This is a genomic window from Pseudomonas sp. NPDC079086 (assembly GCF_044542155.1).
Lineage (GTDB): Bacteria > Pseudomonadota > Gammaproteobacteria > Pseudomonadales > Pseudomonadaceae > Aquipseudomonas.
In genome coordinates this window covers 1,870,649-1,891,841 of sequence record NZ_JBITTY010000001.1, presented here as the reverse complement: position 1 = coordinate 1,891,841, position 21,193 = coordinate 1,870,649, and the positions used below count along the sequence as shown (strand labels likewise).

Here is a 21,193-nt window from a genome sequence, read left to right as displayed (position 1 = left end):
TACCGGCTCAGGGCTGAGAGCGCGCCAGAAAGGCCCGCACCTGTTGCTGATACGTCACCGACTCACGCTGACGCTCAATTTCATCCCAGATACGCGCGGCATACGCGGGATTCGTCGCCACATAGGCATTGGACAGCATCAGGTAGTAAGCCTTCTCTTCCAGCGGCAGTTTGACCTTCTCCAACTGCGCCGCCAGCTCAGGGTTAGCCTGCAGCACAAAGTCGCCGCGCAGACTTTGCAGCGCCGCCGCTGCGATGCGTTTATGCCTAAGCATCTGCAACAGCGCCAAAGGATCACGGCTGGTTTCATCCACCTCGGCGCCCTGGGCGCGAATAAAGTCGACAATCGAAAAGCCGCTCAAAGAACCCACTCGCCCGCGCAACTGGCGAAACTCCTCACCATTCCAGCTCACCGCACTGCCTTTGCGTCGGTACAGGGCGTAGATCGAAGTGTGCAGGCGCTTGCGCTCATCCAAGCGGCCATCGGCATCTTGCGGATAACGGCCGAGGCTCAGGCGCTCCGTCTTGAAGCTGGAAGCAAATGCGCCGTCGTAGGTACCCTGGGCCAGTCCGGAAAGGCAGCGTTTCCAAGGCACCGCGACAAAGCTGAACTGCACCGGCAAGGCGTCAGCGACCAGGCGTAATAGCTGCAGATTGAGCCCGGTGCCGTCAGTCATCACCCAGGGATAAGAGTTCTGATCCTCATAACACAGGGTCAGAGCCTCAGCTGAGCGCGGGGCGGCGAACACATCAACAACCAGGCAACAGCTGCACAGCAGGCAAATCAACAGCTTGGCCAAGTGCAATGCTCCGAGACAGTAATAACCGCCACGTCCTAATGGATTTCGCGGTTGTTGGGCGCGTCTTGCTGCGCGCTATGCCTGAGTATAGATAGACCTGGCAAATGCAACGTGGGCGTAGATCAATTCCCCCCGGCATTGACCGCAAAACGCTTATCCAGGCCGCTGTAGCCCATGCCCACACCCTTGTGCACTTTCAACTGCACCGGAATGCGCTCCTTGAGTGCCTCGACATGGCTGATCACACCAATCATCTTGCCGCTGGCGTTGAGGTTGTCCAACGCATCCAGCGCCACTTCCAGGGTTTCACCGTCGAGGGTGCCGAAACCTTCATCGAGAAACAGCGAGTCGATGCTGGTCTTGTGGCTGACCAGATCGGACAGCGCCAGGGCTAGGGCCAGGCTGACCAGAAAGCTCTCGCCGCCGGACAAAGTCTTGGTGTCACGCGCCGCATCGGCCTGCCAAGTGTCGATCACTTCCAGCTCCAACTCGCCACTGCTGCGCCGCGCCAACTGATAACGGCCGTGCAGACGCTCCAGCTGCTGGTTGGCCAGGTAGACCAGATGATCCAGGGTCAAACCCTGGGCGAACTTGCGGTACTTAGCACCGTCAGCCGAACCGATCAGGCTGTTGAGCTGTTGCCACAGGTCGTATTCGCCCTGCTTGGCGCTGATCGCGGCAAACAGGCTTTGCTGGCTGAGCCTGCGCGCATCGTCACCCTGCAGTTGGGCGCGGATTTCGCCCTGACGTTCGCTCAGGGCTTTTAGCTGGGCGTTAAGGGCGAGCAGTTGCTCATCCAGTTGCGCAAGACCGAGCGAGGTGGCCGGACTGGCTTGCAGAGTCGCCAACTGCTGTGCGGTTGCACTGGCCAGCGCCTGGGCATCACTCAGGGATTTATCCAGGCGTTGACGCAATTGTTGCAAGGCGCCGCGCTGCGCCTCATCCAGCAAGGCGGCCAGATAACCCGCCTCATCGTTAAACGGGCTTGTGCTTAGCGCAGCCGTCCACTGCTGCTCGGCCTGTTGCAGTCGCGCCTGTTCATCCTGCAAGCGGCCGACTAGGGCCTGACGACTACCGGCCAGCTGCTGCTGACGGCGCTGCAGTTCCTCCAGCTGAACCTGCGCCTGCTGCAAGACCGCCTGCACATCAGCGGGTTTGGCCAAAGCCGGCTGACCGACCAGGTCCAGTGCAGTCCAGCGTTGCTGCCAGAGCTGAGCCAGCTGAGTTGCGTTTTGCAGGCCATGGTCCAGCTCACTTAGCTGGCGCTGTAAATCCAGGCTTTGCTGCTGATTGTGCTGCCAGCGCTGCCACTCTGCCTGGCGCTCGGCCAGCCAGGCGCTAGCATCCTCCGGCAGCTGATAGCCGAAGCTGGCCAGGACCTGACTTAGGCTGGCGCTGCGCTCGCTGGCAACCTCCAGCAACTGCTGCAAGCGCAGTTGGCCTTGCTCGCTCTGCTCCTGGCGTTGCTGCAATTGCAGGCGATTAAGCGCCTGCTGCTGCTCCAGCTCGCTGCACAGTTGCTGCAAACCCAACCGCGTCTGCTGACGTTGTTCAAGGTGGCTGTTGAGCTGTTGCAGTTGCTCAAGTTGTTGCTGCAGTTGCTGCAGCTCACAGTTTTGTTGCGCCTGCTGCTCAGCCAGGGCATCGGCATCGGCCAACGGGTTTTCCAGTTGCGCGCTAAGCGTCTGCCAACGCTCGCTTTGCTCGACCTGGGTCTGCTGACCACGCTCAAACTGCTGTTGCTGTTGCTCCAGGCGCGCGGCGAGTTTCTCCAGCTCGCCCGCCAATTGCCGGCCTTGTTCAGTCAGTGCCTCCAGCTCGCTACGCTTACGAGTGAGCAGCGCCTTGGTCGCCGAAACATCCAGGGCCTGGTAAGCACTGATCGCCGGATGCGATTCGGAGCCGCACAGTGGGCAGGCCTCGCCGGGTTGCAGCTGGGCGCGATGGGCTTCCAGGGCCTGGATACGCTGCTCCTGCTCCAGCAGTTTTTCCTGGGCCTGCACCTGTTGCTGCAGGTCCTTGTAGCTCAGGCGCAACTGCACCACCTCGGCACCCTTGGCCTGATGTTGCTCGCGCAATAGCGTCAGGCCACTGGCCAACTGCGTTTGCTCAGTAGTCAGGCGCTGCTGAGCCGTTGCCAATTCACTCAGCTGGGTCAGCAAACCGCCCTGGATATGCAGCTGCTGCCAGCGCTCACGCAGGATAGCCTCGTTGCGCCCGGCCAGCAGCGCCTGCTGTTGCTGCTGCGCGACGTCTTCCTGCTCGCGGGCCAGCTGCAGGCGGAGCTGTTCGCTGCCGAGCTGTTCAGCCTGCTGGCTCAGTTGCGCCTGCTGGGCAGCAATACTGTCTTGTCGCTGCTGCTGACTGAGTTGCAGCTGGGCGATTTCCTCGGCCAGCTGCTGGCGTGCCTTTAGCTGCTCGCTCCAACTACCCAGCTGCTCACCCAGTTGACCATGTTGCGGCTGGGCTGCCAGTTGTTGCTGCACCTGCTGTAAACGCTCGGCCAGCTGCTGACGTTGCGCTTGGCAATCGTCCAGCAGCAAGGCGCTAAGCTCGCGGGCCTGCCAGGTCTGCTCGGCAATAGCCTGCTCAACCTGACACTGTTCTGCGCAATTGTCCTGCAGGCCTTGCTCGGTCTGCGTCAGGCTCTGGCGGACCTGCTGCCAGTCATGGTGCAGCGGTTGCAAACGCAGTGCCGGCTCGCTGGCGGCCAATTGCGCCAGCTGCGGCTGGGCCAGTTGTAACTCATTCTGCGCGGCCTGCTCGGCCTGCTTGTTGGCATGCAACTGAGCCTGGGTCTTGCTCAGGTCCTCACACCAGCGGCGCTGGCGCTGCAGCTCAGTTTGCTCTGTGCCCAGGCTGGCTTCTTCAACAGCCAATTGCTCGGCCTGCGCCTGTAACTCCGCGCGTTGTTCTTCACTTAGCAGCTCGACGCCATCGGCACGGGCGCGTAGCTGATCGAGGCCGACCTTGGCCTCACGGGTCTGCTCAAATACGCGCTGAGAAATCTGCCCGTAGATATCGGTGCCGGTCAGCTCTTCCAGCAGCTCGGCACGCTGGTTGGCGTTGGCTTCGAGAAATGCGGCAAACCCGCCCTGAGCCAGCAGCATGGATTTGGTAAAGCGCTCGAAATCCAGGCCCGTCAGGCGCTCGGTTTCGCGCAGCTTCTCATTGATCTTGTCGGTGATGATCTGCCCGTCAGCGGCAGCTAACTCGACCTTGGGCGCTTGCAGCGCGCCGTCGGCCTTGTCGCGGGCGCGGCGCTGGCTCCAGAAGGCGCGGTAACCGACGCCCTTGACCTCAAATTCGACCTCAGCCAAACAATCCGCGGTGTGCCGGCTCATCAGCTCGTTAGCACTGGCCGACACCGTGCTCATGCGCGGGGTGCGGTGATACAGGGCCAGGCAGATGGCATCCAGCAGCGTGGTCTTGCCCGCACCGGTTGGCCCGGTAATGGCAAATAGGCCGTTGTCTTTGAAGGGTTCGGTGGCGAAGTCAATCTTCCACTCGCCCTTGAGCGAATTGAGGTTTTTCAAACGCAGGCTGAGGATCTTCATGCCTCGCCCTCGCGCAGTCCACTGACCACTTGCTGATAGAGTCCCAACAGCTTGGCTTGCTCAGTTTCGTCGAGGGTTTCGCTGCTTAGCCGTTGGGCGAATACATCCTCCACACTCAGCTCATCCAGGGTTTCCTTAGCCTTGCCTTGCAGGCTGGCACTGGCATTGCCGCGCTCACGGCGGATACGCAGCACTTCGACCGGCAGCCCCTCGCAGAGGGCGGCAATCCGCAGCTGTAAGTCGCTCAAGTAGTCGTCGGTGCCGACCAGCACTTCCAGCCAAACCGGCTGCTCGGCACTGCCCTGCTTGGCTGCTTCCTGAATGGCGGTTTCAAGTTCTTTAAGCGAGCCACGCAAGGACAACAGCGGCTGAAAGCGCGGCACCGGCAGCGCGGTGATCTGGCGCAAACCGCTGGTATCCAGCGCCACAAGCAACACTTCTTTCTGCTGCTTGGCCTCATCGAAACTCAGCGCAATCGGTGAGCCGCAGTAGCGAATATGCTCAAGACCGCCGACCTTCTGTGGGCGATGGATATGGCCCAAGGCGATATAGGCAGCCGGCGGGAAGGCGCTGGTGGGAAAGGCCTCCAGGCTACCGACATAAATCTCGCGTACTGAATCGCTGGCGCTGGCACCAACAGTGGTCAGGTGGCCGGTGGCAATAATCGGCAGATCGCCGCCCAACTCGGCACACTTGGTTTCGGCCAGGGCATAGAGGTCTTGGTAGTGCTGCTGGATCGCCTGCTGCAAGGACTGCTGTTTGTCCTGGGCGCTCTGCCCGGCCTGGCTGAGCAACACATCGCGCGGACGAATAAAGGGGATGCCACAAAGGATCGCGCCAGGCGAGCCGTCACGCCGATGCAGCACCAGCAGCTGCTCTTCAATCGGCTCACATACACCGGGAATCACCCGCGTGCCGAGCTGCGCCAGCAGGGTTTTGCTTTCACCGAGCATGGCCACCGAATCATGGTTACCGCCGAGCACCACCAGTTCGCAGCCTGTGGCGCGCAATTCGACGATAAAACGGTTGTACTGCTCACGGGCATAACTGGGCGGTGCACCGGTATCGAAGATATCGCCGGCGATCAGTACGGCATCGACCGCCTGCTCGCGCGCCTGTTCAATCAGCCAGGCGCAGAACGCCTGATGCTCGGCCTGGCGGGTCTTGCCCATAAAGTGCTGACCGAGGTGCCAGTCGGAGGTGTGCAGGATGCGTATGGGCTGAGTCAAAACTGCCAGTCCTTAACCACCATATGGGTCTTCACCTTTTGCATGCCGGGGAAGTTCTCGATCTCACCGCGCACCTCGCTGAAGCGCAGCATCGACGGGGCCTCGATATACACCAGCATATCGGTCTCGCCGCTGATGCCACTGCAACGGCGCACTTCGGGAAACACGCGCATCCGCTCGACATAGTGCTCACAGCGGCCACCGCTGTAGAACAGCGGCCACCGCTGTAGAACAGCTCTAAATAGACCTTGATTGCCGCCTCGCCCGGCACCGCCACTTGAGCGTGGTAACCGCTAATTACGCCACTGTGCTCAAGCTGGCGAATTCGCTCACTCACCGCCGAACGTGACAGGTTGACCTCGCGGGCAATCTGGCTGACAGGTAAGCGCGCATCGGCACGCAACAGGGCGAGTATCTGCTGATCGAACTTGTCCACGCGGGGCTCTCAGAAAGGCAATTTGACGGTCAATTCCACCATTACGTCGGTCAAAGACGACGCTTCGCCAGCAGCCTGCAACAGGTGGACGATTTAACATGGCGAACGAAACCGCAGAGCATACAACATGAGTCGTCTGAATCAGGAATTGGGCCTACTGCAAGGGATTGGCCTGCTGAGCACCTCACTGCTGGGCACCGGCATCTTTGTGATCCCGGCACTGGCCGCCACCGCTGCTGGCGAGGCGTCTTTATGGGCCTGGATGCTGCTGATCGCCCTAGTGCTGCCGGTGGCCTTTACCTTTGCCCAATTGGGCCGTCACTTCCCCCATGCCGGCGGCGCGCCGCACCTGATTGGCCGCGCTTTTGGTGCACGAATGGAGCGCCTTAGCGCCCTGCTGTTTCTTGCCGTGCTGCCGGTGGGTTTGCCGGCAGCGCTAAACATCGCCAGCGGCTTCTGGCAGGCGCTGTTCGATCTTGGCCGTGGCCAAGCCCTGACCATTCAACTCGCCACCCTGGCCGCCATGCTGCTGCTCGGCCAGCGTCCGGCCAAGGCCAGCGGGATGATTCAGGGCGCTATTGCCGTGGCGATTATTGCGACGATTGCGCTGATCTGGTGGGTCGGCGATCTGCCCGTCAGCAGCCAGCCGCTGCTGCCGCCCATCCAAGGCTCCTGGCATCTACTGCCGGCGGCACTGGGGGTAATGTTTTGGTGTTTTGTCGGCATCGAGGCCTTTACCCATATGGGCGAAGAGTTCAAGAACCCCGAGCGCGACTTCCCCTTGGCCTTACTGTTTGGCGTGCTGCTGGCAGGCCTGGTGTACTGGGCCTGTTCGGTGGCGGTGCTGAGCCTGCATAGCTACGGCAACGTGACGACAGATGCCGCCTCTTTGCCGCGCATGCTCGACCTACTGCTGGGCGACCAGGCGCGCTGGATCGCTGCAACGGTGGGCTACCTGGCCTGCTTCGCCTCGATGAACGTCTATATGCAAGGCTTCGCCCGCCTGATCTGGAGCCTGGCCGACGAAGGTAAGCTGCCCAGCAGCCTGGCCCAGCGCAACCAGCACGGCGTACCGGCCCGCGCCCTGCTGCTGGTGATCCTGAGCTGCGCCCTGTGCGCAAGCCTGGCCAGTGTGCTCAACCTGACGGTGGATGACCTGATCCGCTACGCCAACGGCAACTTCGTGGTCATCTACCTACTCAGCATGGCTGCCGGCTGGGTACTCCTGCGCGGCATCTGGCGCTGGCTAGCGGCATTCAGCGCACTGCTGTGTGGCCTGGTGCTGCTGATGCTGGGCATGGATGCCGGGTATGCCTTGGTTTTGCTGTTGGTGCTCGGGTTGTTGGACCATTGGCGCGAGCAGCGCAGCGTCCATCTGGCTAACGTAAACGGCTGAGATACGTACTTGGCATTTAGCTTGGCCAGTCATTGCAGCTATTCTGAGCCCAGCTAACGACAAGGACTGACCATGCGCCGAATTCTTCATGACCTGAAAATCCTTATTCTCACCAACCTGTGGATCGTGCCGGTAATTGCGGGACTGGTTGGCGCGCTGTTCTATTTCGCCGCGCCGCCGCCGCCGATGCATGCGCGCATGGCGACCGGTGCCGTGGGTGGTGGCTATCATGCATTTGGCGAGCGCCTGCAGGCGGAGCTGGAACTGCAAGGCTTTAGCCTGGAGCTGGTTGAGAGCGCAGGCTCCGAGGACAACCTAGGCAAACTCGGCAGTGGTGAAGTGGAACTGGCGCTGGTACAGAGCGGCCAGGAGCTGACCCTGAGTGACGAGGCGCGCGGCAAGCTCAATGGCCTAGGCGTGGTGTATCGCGAACCGCTGTGGCTGTTTCTCGGCGACAAGGTCAAATTCGAGCGCCTGAGCGATCTGATGAAGCTGCGCCTGGCGGTCGGCGCGCAGGGCAGCGGCACCCAGGCGGTCACCGCTGCGCTGTTCGCCGCCAATCGAATCGAGCCGGCGCAGTACCCCGAACGCTGGCAGCAACTGGGCGGCAGCCGCGCCGCCGATGCCCTGATTGCCGGCAAGCTGGACGCCGCCTTTTTTGTCGGACCAGCGGAGAACGCGCTAATTCAGCGCCTAGCGGCAGAGCCTAAGGTGCGCCTGGTCACCCTGCGACGTACGGAGGCCTACCTGGCTCGCCTGCCATATCTAAGCCAGCTGCAGGTAGGCGAAGGCATGCTCGATATGGCGCACAACACCCCGGATCGCGACATCGTCACCCTCGGCCCAGTTGCCACCCTGGTGGCCGGCGAGGAGTTTCACCCGTCACTGACGCCGCTGATTCTCGAAGCGGCAAAAACCGTGCTGAAAAATGGCAGCCTGCTCGATCCGGCCGGTAGCTACCCGGCCAAACCACCGCTATCACTCAATACCCTGAGCGAAGCCGATTACTACTACGACAAGGGCCTGCCAATCCTGCAGCGCTACCTACCGTTTCGCATCGCCTCGCTGGCTGACCGTTACATCATCCTGGCCATCCCGCTGCTGGTCCTGCTATTCCCACTGTTCAAGGCCGTGGGGCCGATCTATCAATGGCGCATCCGTGCACGCATCTACCGCTGGTACAAACACTTGCGCGAGATCGACCAGCAACTCTACAAGGGTAAGTTGCCCAGCGACCTGGACGCCGAAATCAATCGCCTGGAACGCCTGGAAGATGAGCTGGCAAGGGTAGAAGTGCCGCTGTCCTACTCCAGTGAGCTGTACCAGTTGCATATGCACCTGCGCTATGTGGTTGAGCGGCTTCACGGCCTCAAAGCGAAGAACAAAGCCGCACCCGAGTAAGTACGTTATTCGAAACGGAGTTGTAGGTAGCGCCATGGCGCCAGCAGTACATGGGTGTACCGCCCAAATGCCAGGCGGTAAGCCAGGTCGCGCCGCAAGCGACGATAAGCGCTGTGGCTACCACCTCGGGCAACCGCTTTGGCCGTCGAAAAGTAGCGCACAGCTCTCGCGCTATCGCCGTGCTCAACTGCTTCGGCATAACCATCCAGCATGTGCTGCATGCAAGCGAAATAAGGGCGTATCTGCGCCTCTTGATAACGTGATTGCCACACACGAAGCGCTTGCATGTCTGTTTGTCTTGCAGCATCTGCGGCAAGCCAGATCATCGCTTCATAATTCTCTGGCATCTGTTCAAGCGACTTGTGCGATACGGCTGCAGCCAACTCATCACGACCCGTTGCGCGCAACCCCAAAGCCAGATTGTTCAGCCCCCAGACAGGGATGTCGGTACGCTGTTTCCAATCCGTAAGCCAATAAAGCATCGACGAGTACAGTCCCTGGTTCGCCAATGCATAACTGGCCATTCCCCAGATCATTCCATCATTGCGTATCGCCTCACGACAGGTTTGCAACGTACGAATCAGCAGACTGTTGGCATTCTCACGCTCAGCCAACAAATCCAACATGGCATGCTTGGCCGCATGCTTGGGATCATTGAGCAGTAGCCTGCTAAAACCTTTCCACAGTGAACCGGGTAGCCAGCGGGCATCTTCGTGCTTTAACCAGAAAAGCGCAGCGGCATGGTGTAACGCGCCCTCAGCAGCAGCCTTTTCTACAATGGGCCACAACTCTGGGTCACGTGCTGGCGCGATAAACCGTTTGAGTACATCAGCCCAGACGCCTGCGTTATCGTCATTTCGGCATAAAGGCTCAAGCGCCCGCTGTTTAAGTGGCCTATCACTGTGTGCCTGAGCGAAGTCCAATGCCCTTATAAGAGTCGGAGGCTGAGAAGCATTAGGCGCCTCCAATAGACGCGCCAACACAGCCCGGCAATCATCCACACAGCCATACTTCAGCTGCAGATCGAACTCATTGAGACCGGCAAAGGTGTAACCGGGATCGAGACGGAAGGCTTGTGAAAACGACAGTAGCGCCTGTTCGCTCTGCTCATTGAGCAATAACGCATGACCGAGAAAACCATGGGAAATCGCCAGCTTTGGCTCCAAACGCACCATTTCTCTGGCTGATTCCACGTAGGCCGAGTAGTGCCCCGCGCTATCTTGCCAGTCCGCAAGCTCACGCCAGGCGTCAAAGCTGTTCCTGTGGCGCACCAGCAACTGGCGCAAAGCCTCCATCGCAACGTCGTGCTTACCGCTGTTATAGGTCGCTCTAGGCCCGAAAACCGCCAACTCAACCGGCGTTGCGCCTCCCCAGCATGGTGCGGCCAACAACTCATGCAACTCGTCAAAACGCTCGGACTTCAGCAGCAGATCCAAGAGCTTTTCGTGCGCACCACGGTGTCGAGGATTGAATCTCAACGCCTCACGCAAGGCGCCTTCACGCCCAGCAGCGTCCTGTTCGTGCTCAGCCAGCGCCAGCCAGGCATCCGCATCACCGGCACGCAACTTGACCAACTCATGAGCCAGACGCAGTGGTCGCCCGGCATCATCCAGAGCAACACTGTAACGCCCTAACTGATTCCATACCCAGGCGTTACCTGGTTCATCGCGCAGAATCCGTTCGGCTTCCAGAACAGCCTCATCGTATGCCTCGCGCTCGCCCTGCACATAACTCAGGTAAGCACGCAACTCATGGTTATCAGGTGTTCGGCTAAGCACACGGCTTAACAAGGCTTCAGCCTCGGCCAGGTTATCGCCCTCATCCAGAAGGCTTTCCACATAGAGACGAACAGTCGGCGTCCACAAGGGGTTGATGCGGAAGCTTTCTTGCAGCGTCGCGCGACATTCGCTGTATTGACCATGGTTTTTCTGCAACTGGGCGCGCTCCAGGGCCAAACGAGGCATCAACGGAAAACGCTCAACCGCTGATTGCAAAAGCGCCTCGGCCTGCTCGACATGCCCGTCCAAAGCCTGTTGCCGAGCCACTACTACCCACAACTGCCAAAGATCAGGTCGCTGGCGCAAGGCCTCACCTAGCTGCTCAAGCAGTACCTGCGGATCAAGGCGTTTCTGGGCCTGCTGCTGATAAGCCATCCAGCCTTCCCCAAAAGTCACTTGGCGAACTAGCTCGGCATGGACGTAATCCAAAGCCTGCAGTACGTCATCCTGGCCCGCGCAGGTGTCGAGCAACATATTGCTGGCGTATTCATTGTCAGCACTGCGCAGCAACGCCTTGCGGAATGCTTCCTGAGCCTCCTCACGCTGTCCGGCCTGCAGCAGCACAAAACCATGCGTGGAGTGGTAGTAGGTGTCTTGTGGGTCAATCGCCAATACTTGCCTGCACAAGCTTAGGGCCTCTTCACTGCGCCCCAGCCGAGCGAGCACCACAGCCAATTCGCGTAATGCCCAGGCGTTTTGTGGGTGGCTGTGCAGAAGGCGGCGCAAAGCTGCCTCGGTGGCTTCGAGGGAGCGCCGCTGCGCCCGCTCGACAGCGAACTCGGCGATGCCTGCATGGTGCTCAAAACGTTGAGCAAGCGTTTCCACATAAGCATCAACAGCCTCTTCCCCCGCAGACTGCCGCAATAACTGTGCATACAGACGATGCAGCGACAGGTTTAGTGGATCAAGCTCAGCAGCCTCCTTACACCAGAGCAGAGCCTGTTGAATATCACCGCCACTGCGCTGGCTGTAGATGACCGCGGCACGCAGCCAGGCCCCACGCCGGCTTAAGGTCTCTGCCCGCAGTAGCAGTTGGTAGTTCAGCTCAAGCTCACCACTACGCCCATAGAAATCAGCCAATCCAAGCAACAGTTCAGGATCATTCGGACGTACCTGAAGCGCCTGTTCCAGCACATCACGAGCGCCATGCGCATCCCCAACCTCTTCAAGGCATTCGCTGAGCGTGATACTGGGGCCAGCAGCCAGAGCACCTAACTGCTGATGACGCTGACGTAAAAAGTGCATCCCCTCTTCAGTCCGCCCCAAGCAACGCAGGGCGCGGAAGTACTGGTTGCTGTATCCCTCGTTGGCGGCATGCAGGCAGGCGGCAAACCGATACAGCTCGCAGGATTGCTCACGCATGCCCTCACCCCAACGCAAGCTGGCCAGCGCATTCCATGCTGGGGCCTGCCCCGGTGCCTGACGCAAGGCCTGGTTGAGCAAGTACTGCACGGTCGCGCCCTGGCCACCGCCATCGCCTAGCAAATTGGCATACCGCACCACGATCAACGGGTCACTCCAGCGCGCCTGACAGTGCTGCTCCAGCCATGCCAGTTGCACCCCGCGCGACTGCAACATACTCAGCGAACTGGCCTTAGAAAGAATCAGGTTGGAATCATCCGGGAAGTGTTGCAACAGCGCCTCAGTGGCTTCGAGTACCTGCATCTCTCGGCCGTCATACCAAGCCAATGCACGCTGCGCCTGAAAATACAGACGATGCTTTGGTGCAGTGGCCTGCAACTCTGCCAATGTTCTTAACGCATCCTCTCGTCGATGTACTTCCAATGCACAGAGCAGTCGGTAGTAGTTATCCCACAGGTGGCGTTCAGGGAACTCCAGCCCCTCCAATCGATAGGACTGATCGGCGGGCAGTAACACCATGCCACGTGGACCCGAGGCGCGTTGCGTAGCAAACAGGCTCTCTGCCAGGCACTCACCAAACTGCGCCTGGCCAGGATCTCGAATCAACAAGGTACCGCGCGGCTGGTCGTAGCCGACCACTGCCTGCAGGTGGCCGCTGCCGGTGTATTGCACGGAAAGGGTAAAAGGCAGTCCGCGATCAATCAGCGCGCAACTGGTCGCCCAGTCAGCGGTAAATTCACGCACCAGCCAGCCATTGCGCTCAGCCCATGCGCGCTCGGCCTGATATGAGGTGCCGTCGTAACAGATCTCTTCGGCGACCTCTAGATGAGCAACCGGCCGCCCCCAGAATGCAGAAAGCGCTGTCAACGTCGCCGGAGCGCAGGTCATATGGTGCTGCCGGACAAAACTCACAGGTAACAGGCAGCGCTGGCCTTGCGGTGCCTGCAAATGTTCAGCGACCTTGCTGTAAAAGGGGCCTCCGGCCTGCCCAGCGAGTTCCCCGGCCTCTGCATAAGCACCACGTAGACTCGCCATATCGCAGCGCCTGCCGGCATACCAGCGCGCCAGGCCTTTTTCCAGCAAGGGCGACAATGCCTCGGCACGTGCCAGCCAGTGCCCGGCCTCGTCCAACTCATCGACTTCGATCAGCAGATCCACCAGCTGAGCGCACAGGCCACTGCTTTCCGATGCAGCAGCACCGCTGCGCAGGCGTTCCAGCGCCTGCTTCTCACGGTTGAGTTGCACCTCCAGCATTGCCGCCTGAATCAGCGCAGGCCGCGAGCCTGGCGTCAGGCGCAGGGCCTGCTCACAACAATCAAGCGCCTCAGAAAAACGATCCTCCTGCTCAAGACAATAGGCACGCTCCACTAACAGCCAAGGATCTTGCGGCGCCAGAGCCAGGGCTCGCTCGCTGCATGCGGCACTGCGAGTAAAGTCACGCAACAACGCAAATAGATAGGCAGAAAAGGAAAGCCACTCCGCATGTAGCGCCGGGTTCTCCGGCACCCAACTGCCAAACTGCTGAAGAAAACTCCACGCGCGAAACTGCCCTCGACGAGCAAGAAGAAAGCGGGCATAGCGCAGACGTGTTTCGGCCGCCTCTGGATAACGCCGATAGCCCAGATAAGCCAGGGCATCCGCCAAACGCGGTGCGCCAAGATGAGCAGACAGGCGTGAGGCCATGACCATGGCAGCAGCTCCCCGCCATTGCCGGTAGTCTCCATGGCGAGTTGCAAGCCTATGAGCCTGCTGAAAAAGTCCCTGATCAATTAGCGCCTCAAGTTGCGCTAGCTGCTCGGGAGTAAGAAAGGTGGTACTGATAAGAGTGGAAGACATCGGATCCGTCCTTGGCCTTAGAAAACTTTTTCGCCACTCTAAGTAGCAATCTGCAGCGTTTCAAGCCAGGGGTAAAGCCGGAACCGCACTTCACGCATCTTTGCCACGAACGGTCATTTTTCACGTAATTACGCTTCACTTGATTTGCTGTGATCAACTACGGCGAAACCGCTCCTAGAGAAGTGTGCCCGCACTGACCGCACAAAGAAAACCCCGGCAGAGCTTAGCTCTGCCGGGGTTTTGCATTTCAGCCGATCACTTGATCCAGTGTTTACCCCAGTGAGTGATGTCGTAGCTCTGCGCACTACGCGCCACGCTCTTCTCGGCCTTAGCGGCCTCGATCTGATCATCGACCACTTTGGTGGAGAACGACAGCCAGCTGGTCACAAAGGCCATCGCATCGCCATTGATCTCCAGAGCACGCTGCGCGATGTTGTTCAGGTCATCGCAACTGGCGTGGTAGCACGGATCAAGCGCGACCCCCGCAGTACCGCCATAAAGGTTCGCCTGCTCAGGAGTTTTCAACACCTCTGCCCCCGTGAACAACCCGCCAAAGGCGATGCCATCCTGGAAGAATTGCGCGTAATCCGAACGGAAGGTGATCTCATCACCCTCGGACGGTAAACCGCGCAACTTGTAGTACTCCTCGAACAGTTTTTCGATGGCTGCAGAGCCGGGCGGGCCTTGCAGGCCAAACGCAGAACCGTCGCCGTCATAGATGAAGTAGGCGAAGTTTGGCGAAGCGATCATGTCGAAGTTCAAGTACGACTTGATCTTGCTCTTCTGCTCAGCCGGGAGTTGATTGACGTAATAAGTCGAACCAACCAAGCCAGACTCCTCGGCACCCCACCAGGCGAAGCGCAGCTTGTTCTTCGGCCGCACCTTCTGCAGCTGCAACGCCAACTCCAGCAACGCGGCACTGCCTGAAGCGTTGTCGTTGATGCCTGCACCCTCATATACCGAGTCAAGGTGAGCCCCGGCCATCACCACATTGTTGGCATTGCCGTGGCGGCTCTCAGCGATAAGGTTGAAGGTCTGCGTGCGCTCACGCACCACGTCAGCCAACATACGCACCTGTGTCTCTGTGCTCTGCGCCAGGCCAACCCCGACATCGTAGGTGGCGAAGAACACCGGGATACCGCCGGCATAGCTGTCACCCAGGGTGGCATTCAGTAAGCCCTTGCGGTCCTCGGTGTCGCCCTGGTTGAAGATGATCACCCCTGAAGCGCCAGCCGCAGCGGCGTTCTCCGCTTTCAACTGGAAGTTACAGCTGCCGCGCTGCAACAAGGCAATGGAACCGGACGGGAAGTCGACAAAGTCTTCCGCCTCACAACCACTGCTGGACAGGTTGCCCGCACCAAGCGCGATATCCACCGCCGCGACTGGTGCACTGACGTCACCGTCTTCGGTTTGCGACAGGTAGGTGAAGTCCACATCCCACTCATACACCGCCGGCGTCGGCGCCAAGGTCTGCAGTTCGCCTGGCCCTTGTGGGTAGTAGGCGGTGAAGGGGAACGGCTGTACCTCTACACGATAACCAGCGCTTTCAAGAGTGGATTTCACGTAATCAATCGAGCGCTGATAACCGGGCAAGCCCGCAGCACGATTACCGCCATTGGCTTGGGCAATATCCTTGAACATCTGCAGGTGAATCGAGGTATTGCTCGCCTGCATACAGCGCGGCAACCCCAATGTAGTGCTGTTGAGCAGGCCAAAACGACATTCCAGAGGACCCAAGCGGGCCGGGCTCCAAAACGCATTAAACAGTTGGCTGCTACTTTTGTTCGACTCTGCGAGCACCTCGCCCGAGATCGCCGCCAGTAGGCTTCCAACAATCAGACCGCTTTTCACAATCTTGTTATGCATGCTGCCTCCAATCCATATATGGAGTTTTTAGGTGCGGCAGCGCTTGTGACACCGCCGCGATACGTCCCTTTACTGCGTCGTGTGGACGCTACATAACCTAGACGTGGATATTCATCTTCGCGAACCGATATCTACAAATTTCTTGAAAATTAGAACTTATCGACGAACATGAGAGCAATTGGCCAGCATCGCACGCTGTGCCCGTCGGACTGCAATAACTGGCGCCAGGGTGTTAACAGCCCGGTGGGGCGCGCTGACAGATGGAGAGAAACCTGTACTCAGGTAAACTCTGCGCACATTTTCTAGATCGGCTCCATGTTGGCCTCGCCAACAACCCAGGAGCCATCACCCAGCGACTGAATTGAAGACCTAGCCCATGCCGATCCGCCACTGCATCGTCCACTTGATCGACAAAAAGCCCGATGGCACCCCCGCCGTGTTGCATGCCCGCGATACCGAGCTGGCCGCATCCCAGGCCATCGAGAATATGCTCGCCGACCTTAACGAGAGCTATAACGCCAAGCAGGGCAAAGCCTGGGGCTTTTTTCATGAAGAGTCCGGGGCCTACCCGTTCAGCGGCTGGTTGAAGGCTTATCTGGATGAAAGTCAGGACTTCGCCGCGTTCAGCCGCCAGGCCGTGGAACAGCTGCAAAAGCTGATGGAAGAGTCCAACCTGTCCACCGGCGGCCATGTGCTGTTCGCCCACTACCAGCAAGGCATGACCGACTACCTGGCCATCGCCCTGCTGCACCACAGTGAAGGCGTTGCGGTCAATGATGCGCTGGACGTGACCGCCGCCAAGCACCTGGACCTCAGCCAGTTGCACCTCGCAGCACGGATCAACATCTCCGAGTGGCGCAATAACGCCAACTCCAAGCAGTACATCTCGTTTATCAAAGGCAAGAACGGCAAAAAGGTCTCGGAATACTTCCGCGACTTTATTGGCTGCCAAGAAGGCGTCGATGGCCCAGGCGAAACCCGCACCCTGCTGAAAGCCTTCAGCGACTTCGTGGAAAGCGAAGACCTGCCGGAAGAACAGGCCCGCGAGAAGACCAAGACCTTGGTCAGCTATGCTGCGAACCAGGCCAAACAAGGCGAGCCCATCACCCTCGATGAGCTATCCGGACTGATCGACGAAGAACGGCCCAAGGCCTTCTTTGACCATATCCGCAACAAGGATTACGGCATGGCTCCGGAATTTCCGGCGGACAAACGCATCCTCAGCCAGTTTCAGCGCTTTACCGGGCGTGCCGAAGGCCTCTCAATCAGCTTTGAAGCTCACCTGCTCGGCTCGAAGATCGAGTACGACGAAAGCACTGACACCCTGGTGATCCGTAACCTGCCGACGCAGCTCACCGATCAGCTTAAGCGCCGCAAAAACCAAGCATGAGCCGCCTGCCGGATAGCCTGTTGGATGCCTGCTGCTGTGATCCCAGCGCACCGTTTGGCCAAGATCCGGCACGCGACTTTGGTCTGGACAAGCAGGCCGCTCAACTGGCCCTGGCCGAACTTCGGCCCTGGCTCAACCAGCAGCAACGCATGCTCTGGGCCAATCGCCGTAGCGCCCTGCTGCTGATCCTGCAGGGCACCGATTGCTCCGGCAAGGATGGCGTGATTCGCCGAGTAATCAGCAGCTTCGATCCGCAGGGCCTGCGCATCCATAGCTTTCAGAAACCCGATGCCTGCGAGCAACGCCATGACTTTCTCTGGCGCTACCAGCGGCGCTTGCCCGGGGCGGGCCTGCTTGGGGTATTCAACCGCAGCTACTACGAAGGGCTGATCAGCGACCCACTGGATGGTCTGTGTAAATCCGCCGAACTTCCCGCGCGCCAGCAGGCGATTCAAGCCTTCGAGGCGCAGTTGCTCAGCCAGTCGATTCAGCCGCTGAAATGCTTTTTGCAGCTATCCAGAGATGAACAAAAGCACCGCCTGCAAGAGCGCCTACAACAACCGCATAAACGCTGGAAACTGCACAGCAGTGACCTGCAGTCCTATCGCGAATTCGACCTGCGCCAACAGCGCTGGACTGAGCAGCTGACAGCCAGCCACAGCGACGCAGCGCCCTGGTATGTGGTCCCAGCCGATCATCGCTGGTTACGCGACTGGCTGGTGGCCAGCTTGCTGGCGCGCGAGCTGGAGCGTTTGCAGCTGGACTGGCCGGATACGCCGCCGCCATTCAGTTTGGAAGAGTTGGAGCACAGTTAGCTCACTGCTAACCTGGCGCGGCTGCCCCATCCGGTTAACCAGGCAAAGGAACGCCCTATGAAGAAAATCATCCTGTTGCTAAGCGCGCTGGCGCTCTTCCAACACTGGGACACCGTGCAGGGCTGGTTACAGCCACCGCTGGCTGATCGACCAGGCGAAGTGGTGTTGTATGCCACGCAATGGTGCGGCTACTGCGCGAAAACCCGCAAGCAACTGGCGCAGGATCAGATTGCCTACCGGGAAATTGATATCGAGAAAGACCCAGCCGGCCAGGTGACCTTCAAGGCCCTGGGCGGGCGCGGCGTACCCTTGCTGGATATCAAGGGCACCCTTATTCACGGCTACGACCCACAGGCAATGCGGGCCGCGTACTGAAACCTCGGCACACTCTTTCAGCAGAGCGTGCCGGGGTTGCGGCCTTACAGCGCCTTGATGGCAAAGCCCATACGCGGGAAGTGCACATGCACGGTGCCGGCGCGTGGGTCTTCGCGGCGCAGGATCAGTTCTTCAGTGCCACTGAAAACAAGCTCACCCTCCACCGCATCCACGCCATAATCGACGGCGGAAATCGCCACCTGCTGGCCAATGGTGAAGCCATTTGGATCAACCAGTGCAGCATCCGGCAAGGCCACCGGAGTGGCGTTGCGGGCAATTTCTACGGCCTCTTCACCGCTCATGTCGCTGAACGAGCCATGGCCGAAATCCAGCACCCGCGCCAACCAAGTCGCCACCGCAGGGTAGGCATCAACCAGCGGCGCAGTCACTGGCGTGCCGCGCAGGAACCACAATGCATGGGCCATGGCAAAATCTGCCAGAGATGGCTCACCGAAGAGGAAATCGCCCTGCTCGCGCTCAAGTTGCTGCTGCAAACGCGCCATCAAAGTCGGCCACTGGTGCTTGGCCACCTCCAATGGAACACGGGCAGCCAGACCGCCAGTGAACAAGGACGAACGGTCGGCAATAAAGGTTTTGAGGAATTCCGGTGGCAGTTTACCGAAGCGTGCAGCGATGGATTCTGGCTGGAACACCAAGCTCACGGCATGCAAAAACACCTGGGAGTCAGCCCACTGGGCGAAGCAGGCAACGTTGAATTCCTGACCTTCTGGCAACAATGCAGGGGTATTCTTTTCCGCTTCAAGGCGACGGGCGATCAATGCTGTATCGCAGTAGATATCAGCGCCGACCTGCAGCACCGGCGTTTTACGGTAGCCACCGGTCAGCGCAGTCAGATCCGGCTTGGGCATCACCGGCGGGATCATCACCGAGCGCCAGGATAGCTGCTTGAAACCGAGCATCAACCGCGCCTTTTCGGCAAAGGGCGAGGTCGGGTAATGGTGCAGGATCAACTCATGCATGACAGGCTCCGCAAGGATTCAGGTAGACCCGCAGCTTAACCGCGCAAGCCGTGGCGGCCTACCCGCTTAGCCTGATGGCGCATTATCAGTTACAGCGATAACAGGCATGGCTGCTACCAAAGCTTCCTTGGCTGCCTTACTCAAGGCCTTGACCGCCCGCTCACGGCGCAGCGCATCGCCTTTACCGGCACAGTGTTCGATATACACCAAAGCTTGCGCCGGGCTTGAGTGGAAGAAGCGTGCACCCTTACCGCTCTGGTGTTTGACAAAGCGCTTGTGCGGATCGTCGCTAATGCCGCAGTACAACGCGCCGTTGGCCGCTCGTACCAGATAGACAAACCAGGGTTTGGCGGCGGGCTCAACAATGGCAGTGGATGATTCAGGCATCAGACAAATCGGCACACAGTGAGCAAGGTCGCCGAGCTTAGCGGCTCTTTTGGAACGCCGCCAAACCTTTGCCCGCCTGGTGGCGAATGGCGTTCTGCACAAAAGGCGCCCAACCCAGCAACAAACCTTTAGCGCCCAAGGCCTGACGTGCCCAGCGCCACAGGTCGAAGTGGTCGTGGTGCTCACAGATTTTGCCGTCACGAAAGCGGAAGTTGGCGTCGATGTGGTTGACCACGGTATTGCCCGTCTGGCTAAAGGTGTAGGTCGCCACCCAACGCGCCCGTCCGGAGTGGTCATCCGCTGCCACGCCTTCGAACGTCAGGGAAAAGCCCTGAGCCTTGGCGCAGAGCATGCGCCACATATCGCCGGCCGCTGCACCGCGCAGGTCGGTAAACACCGGGTCGCTGAACTGCACATCCGCGCTGTAACAGCTGGCCATAGTCTCGGCATCCAACTGCTGGAAGGCCTGGTAGAAACGGGTGATCAGCGCGGCGTTGGAATGGCTCATGGGGCAGAACTCCGTATGGGGACTGCGAGGAGTATTGCCCCTAAAGCCTTTATTCGCGATTGGCGTAAAAGACACTCTTGTGTCAATAATCGCCAAAACCCTCCCAGCGATGAGTTAGTCATGCTGAAGATTGCCTTGTACGTCTGCCCGCAAACCGTGTGCTCCAGCCTGAGTATGACCATGGACGCTTTTGTCCTGGCCAACCGCCTGGCCGAGCAACGGCTGTTCGAGCTGCAGCGCGTCAGCCTGGACGGGCAAGCGGTTGATCTGGGCTTTGCGCAGATCCAGGTCGATGGCGACCTAAGCCTGGCCGAGGATGCCGACCTGATTCTGCTAGCTGCAAGCGGCAGCGCTATCGACAGTACCTTGGCCGACAACGCAGCGCTGCTGCCCTGGCTGGCCCTGCGCCCCCCGCACCAGCAACTGGCAAGCCTGTGCAGCAGCGCCTTTCTCCTGGCCGCCGCGGGCGTGCTCAACGGTCGCCGTACCACCACTCATTGGGCGCTGGCCGACCAGTTTCGTCAGCGTTATCCGCTGGTCAATTTGCAGATCGAGCAACTGATCTGCGAAGACGGCCACCTGCTCAGCTCCGGCGGCGCGCATGCCGGGCTCGACCTGTGCCTGCACCTGATCGCCCAGCATGGCGGCGACGGCCTGGCGCAACAGGTGGCCAATGCCCTGGTGTTCGACAGCCAGCGCGGCCTGCAATCGCGCTTTGCCCCGCTGCTGCCACCGGCCAGCAGTGATTGCCAGCTCACGCCAGTGCTGCAGTGGCTGCAGCGTCATCATGGCGAAAATATTGACCTCAATCGCCTGGCCGCCCAAGCCAACTGCTCATCGCGCACTCTATTGCGGCGCTTCAAGGCCAGCACCGGGCTAACGCCCAACGATTATCTGCAGCGTGTGCGCATCAGCGCCGCGCAGCGCGCCCTACGTAGCCCGGCATCACTGGAGCAGATCGCCGAACAGGTCGGTTATGCCGACCGCGCCACCTTTGCCAAGCTGTTCAAGCAGCTCTGCGGGGAAAGCCCTGGAGCGTTCCGCAAGCGCCTACGCCAAGCGAACTAAACGTCGCAGC

15 protein-coding genes and 1 pseudogene are annotated in these 21,193 nt (G+C 59.7%); 6 read left to right on the top strand and 10 right to left on the bottom strand.

Features of this window, described 5'->3' with window-relative positions; genetic code table 11:
- Positions 1-7: 7 nt before the first annotated feature.
- From ACIGEK_RS08840 to ACIGEK_RS08820, 5 genes and pseudogenes are all read right to left on the bottom strand, one after another.
- On the bottom strand, positions 8-799 hold the full coding sequence (locus tag ACIGEK_RS08840) for a substrate-binding periplasmic protein (RefSeq protein ID WP_397492919.1): 792 nt from the start codon (positions 797-799) through the stop codon (positions 8-10).
- Between the two features lie 122 nt (positions 800-921).
- Complete coding sequence (locus ACIGEK_RS08835; protein ID WP_397492918.1) at positions 922-4,356, bottom strand: SbcC/MukB-like Walker B domain-containing protein; 3,435 nt, start codon at positions 4,354-4,356, stop codon at positions 922-924.
- Positions 4,353-5,573 carry an exonuclease subunit SbcD gene (gene sbcD, locus ACIGEK_RS08830; protein ID WP_397493116.1) on the bottom strand — a complete coding sequence of 407 codons (1,221 nt, stop codon included), beginning with the start codon at positions 5,571-5,573 and terminating at the stop codon, positions 4,353-4,355. The genes ACIGEK_RS08835 and sbcD overlap by 4 nt, the downstream gene beginning before the upstream one ends.
- Positions 5,574-5,581: 8 nt before the next feature.
- A complete protein-coding gene (locus ACIGEK_RS08825) occupies positions 5,582-5,758 on the bottom strand; it encodes an Lrp/AsnC ligand binding domain-containing protein (protein ID WP_397492917.1) in 177 nt (58 codons plus the stop codon).
- Positions 5,759-5,934: 176 nt separating this feature from the next.
- A pseudogene (locus ACIGEK_RS08820) lies at positions 5,935-6,021 on the bottom strand (AsnC family transcriptional regulator); the annotation flags it as partial.
- A gap of 127 nt (positions 6,022-6,148) precedes the next feature.
- Between ACIGEK_RS08820 and yjeH the strand changes: the two are divergent.
- Both yjeH and ACIGEK_RS08810 read left to right on the top strand, forming a co-directional pair.
- Positions 6,149-7,417 (top strand): L-methionine/branched-chain amino acid transporter, encoded by a 1,269-nt coding sequence (yjeH, locus tag ACIGEK_RS08815; RefSeq protein ID WP_397492916.1) that lies wholly within the window; start codon positions 6,149-6,151, stop codon positions 7,415-7,417.
- A gap of 72 nt (positions 7,418-7,489) precedes the next feature.
- On the top strand, positions 7,490-8,818 hold the full coding sequence (locus ACIGEK_RS08810) for a TAXI family TRAP transporter solute-binding subunit (RefSeq protein ID WP_397492915.1): 1,329 nt from the start codon (positions 7,490-7,492) through the stop codon (positions 8,816-8,818).
- Positions 8,819-8,823: 5 nt separating this feature from the next.
- Here ACIGEK_RS08810 and ACIGEK_RS08805 read toward each other — a convergent pair whose 3' ends face one another.
- Positions 8,824-13,647: a tetratricopeptide repeat protein gene (locus ACIGEK_RS08805; RefSeq protein WP_397492914.1), complete on the bottom strand. Its 4,824-nt coding sequence runs from the start codon at positions 13,645-13,647 to the stop codon at positions 8,824-8,826.
- A 402-nt stretch (positions 13,648-14,049) separates the two neighbouring features.
- Entirely contained in the window at positions 14,050-15,660 is a 1,611-nt protein-coding gene (locus ACIGEK_RS08800; RefSeq protein WP_397492913.1) for a M28 family metallopeptidase, read from the bottom strand.
- Between the two features lie 376 nt (positions 15,661-16,036).
- On the opposite strand from ACIGEK_RS08800, the gene yejK reads away from it, so the two are divergent.
- From yejK to ACIGEK_RS08785, 3 genes are read left to right on the top strand one after another with little or no spacing between them, the layout of a single operon-like run.
- Positions 16,037-17,050 (top strand): nucleoid-associated protein YejK, encoded by a 1,014-nt coding sequence (gene yejK / locus ACIGEK_RS08795; RefSeq protein ID WP_397492912.1) that lies wholly within the window; start codon positions 16,037-16,039, stop codon positions 17,048-17,050.
- Positions 17,047-17,865 carry a polyphosphate kinase 2 family protein gene (locus ACIGEK_RS08790; RefSeq protein ID WP_397492911.1) on the top strand — a complete coding sequence of 273 codons (819 nt, stop codon included), beginning with the start codon at positions 17,047-17,049 and terminating at the stop codon, positions 17,863-17,865. The genes yejK and ACIGEK_RS08790 overlap by 4 nt, the downstream gene beginning before the upstream one ends.
- A 57-nt stretch (positions 17,866-17,922) precedes the next feature.
- Entirely contained in the window at positions 17,923-18,240 is a 318-nt protein-coding gene (locus ACIGEK_RS08785; RefSeq protein WP_397492910.1) for a glutaredoxin family protein, read from the top strand.
- Between the two features lie 44 nt (positions 18,241-18,284).
- Here ACIGEK_RS08785 and ACIGEK_RS08780 read toward each other — a convergent pair whose 3' ends face one another.
- The 3 genes from ACIGEK_RS08780 to ACIGEK_RS08770 form a co-directional block, all read right to left on the bottom strand.
- Positions 18,285-19,220 (bottom strand): glutathione S-transferase family protein, encoded by a 936-nt coding sequence (locus ACIGEK_RS08780; protein WP_397492909.1) that lies wholly within the window; start codon positions 19,218-19,220, stop codon positions 18,285-18,287.
- Between the two features lie 66 nt (positions 19,221-19,286).
- Entirely contained in the window at positions 19,287-19,607 is a 321-nt protein-coding gene (locus tag ACIGEK_RS08775) for a GIY-YIG nuclease family protein (RefSeq protein ID WP_397492908.1), read from the bottom strand.
- A 37-nt stretch (positions 19,608-19,644) separates the two neighbouring features.
- Positions 19,645-20,115, bottom strand: coding sequence for a nuclear transport factor 2 family protein (locus tag ACIGEK_RS08770; protein ID WP_397492907.1), 471 nt, complete (start codon positions 20,113-20,115; stop codon positions 19,645-19,647).
- 120 nt (positions 20,116-20,235) lie between these two features.
- Between ACIGEK_RS08770 and ACIGEK_RS08765 the strand changes: the two genes are divergently transcribed.
- A complete protein-coding gene (locus ACIGEK_RS08765) occupies positions 20,236-21,183 on the top strand; it encodes a GlxA family transcriptional regulator (protein ID WP_397492906.1) in 948 nt (315 codons plus the stop codon).
- The last annotated feature ends 10 nt before the right edge of the window (positions 21,184-21,193 follow it).

What these genes read in the sequence shown, in the direction of transcription:
- ACIGEK_RS08780 (WP_397492909.1), bottom strand. Translation starts at nt 19,220, where the DNA reads ATGCATGAGTTGATCCTGCACCATTACCCGACCTCGCCCTTTGCCGAA.
- ACIGEK_RS08805 (WP_397492914.1), bottom strand. Translation starts at nt 13,647, where the DNA reads ATGGTCATGGCCTCACGCCTGTCTGCTCATCTTGGCGCACCGCGTTTG.
- ACIGEK_RS08835 (WP_397492918.1), bottom strand. Translation starts at nt 4,356, where the DNA reads ATGAAGATCCTCAGCCTGCGTTTGAAAAACCTCAATTCGCTCAAGGGC.
- yjeH (WP_397492916.1), top strand. Translation starts at nt 6,149, where the DNA reads ATGAGTCGTCTGAATCAGGAATTGGGCCTACTGCAAGGGATTGGCCTG.
- ACIGEK_RS08785 (WP_397492910.1), top strand. Translation starts at nt 17,923, where the DNA reads ATGAAGAAAATCATCCTGTTGCTAAGCGCGCTGGCGCTCTTCCAACAC.
- ACIGEK_RS08765 (WP_397492906.1), top strand. Translation starts at nt 20,236, where the DNA reads ATGCTGAAGATTGCCTTGTACGTCTGCCCGCAAACCGTGTGCTCCAGC.
- ACIGEK_RS08790 (WP_397492911.1), top strand. Translation starts at nt 17,047, where the DNA reads ATGAGCCGCCTGCCGGATAGCCTGTTGGATGCCTGCTGCTGTGATCCC.
- yejK (WP_397492912.1), top strand. Translation starts at nt 16,037, where the DNA reads ATGCCGATCCGCCACTGCATCGTCCACTTGATCGACAAAAAGCCCGAT.
- ACIGEK_RS08810 (WP_397492915.1), top strand. Translation starts at nt 7,490, where the DNA reads ATGCGCCGAATTCTTCATGACCTGAAAATCCTTATTCTCACCAACCTG.
- ACIGEK_RS08800 (WP_397492913.1), bottom strand. Translation starts at nt 15,660, where the DNA reads ATGCATAACAAGATTGTGAAAAGCGGTCTGATTGTTGGAAGCCTACTG.
- ACIGEK_RS08825 (WP_397492917.1), bottom strand. Translation starts at nt 5,758, where the DNA reads ATGCGCGTGTTTCCCGAAGTGCGCCGTTGCAGTGGCATCAGCGGCGAG.
- ACIGEK_RS08770 (WP_397492907.1), bottom strand. Translation starts at nt 20,115, where the DNA reads ATGAGCCATTCCAACGCCGCGCTGATCACCCGTTTCTACCAGGCCTTC.
- ACIGEK_RS08775 (WP_397492908.1), bottom strand. Translation starts at nt 19,607, where the DNA reads ATGCCTGAATCATCCACTGCCATTGTTGAGCCCGCCGCCAAACCCTGG.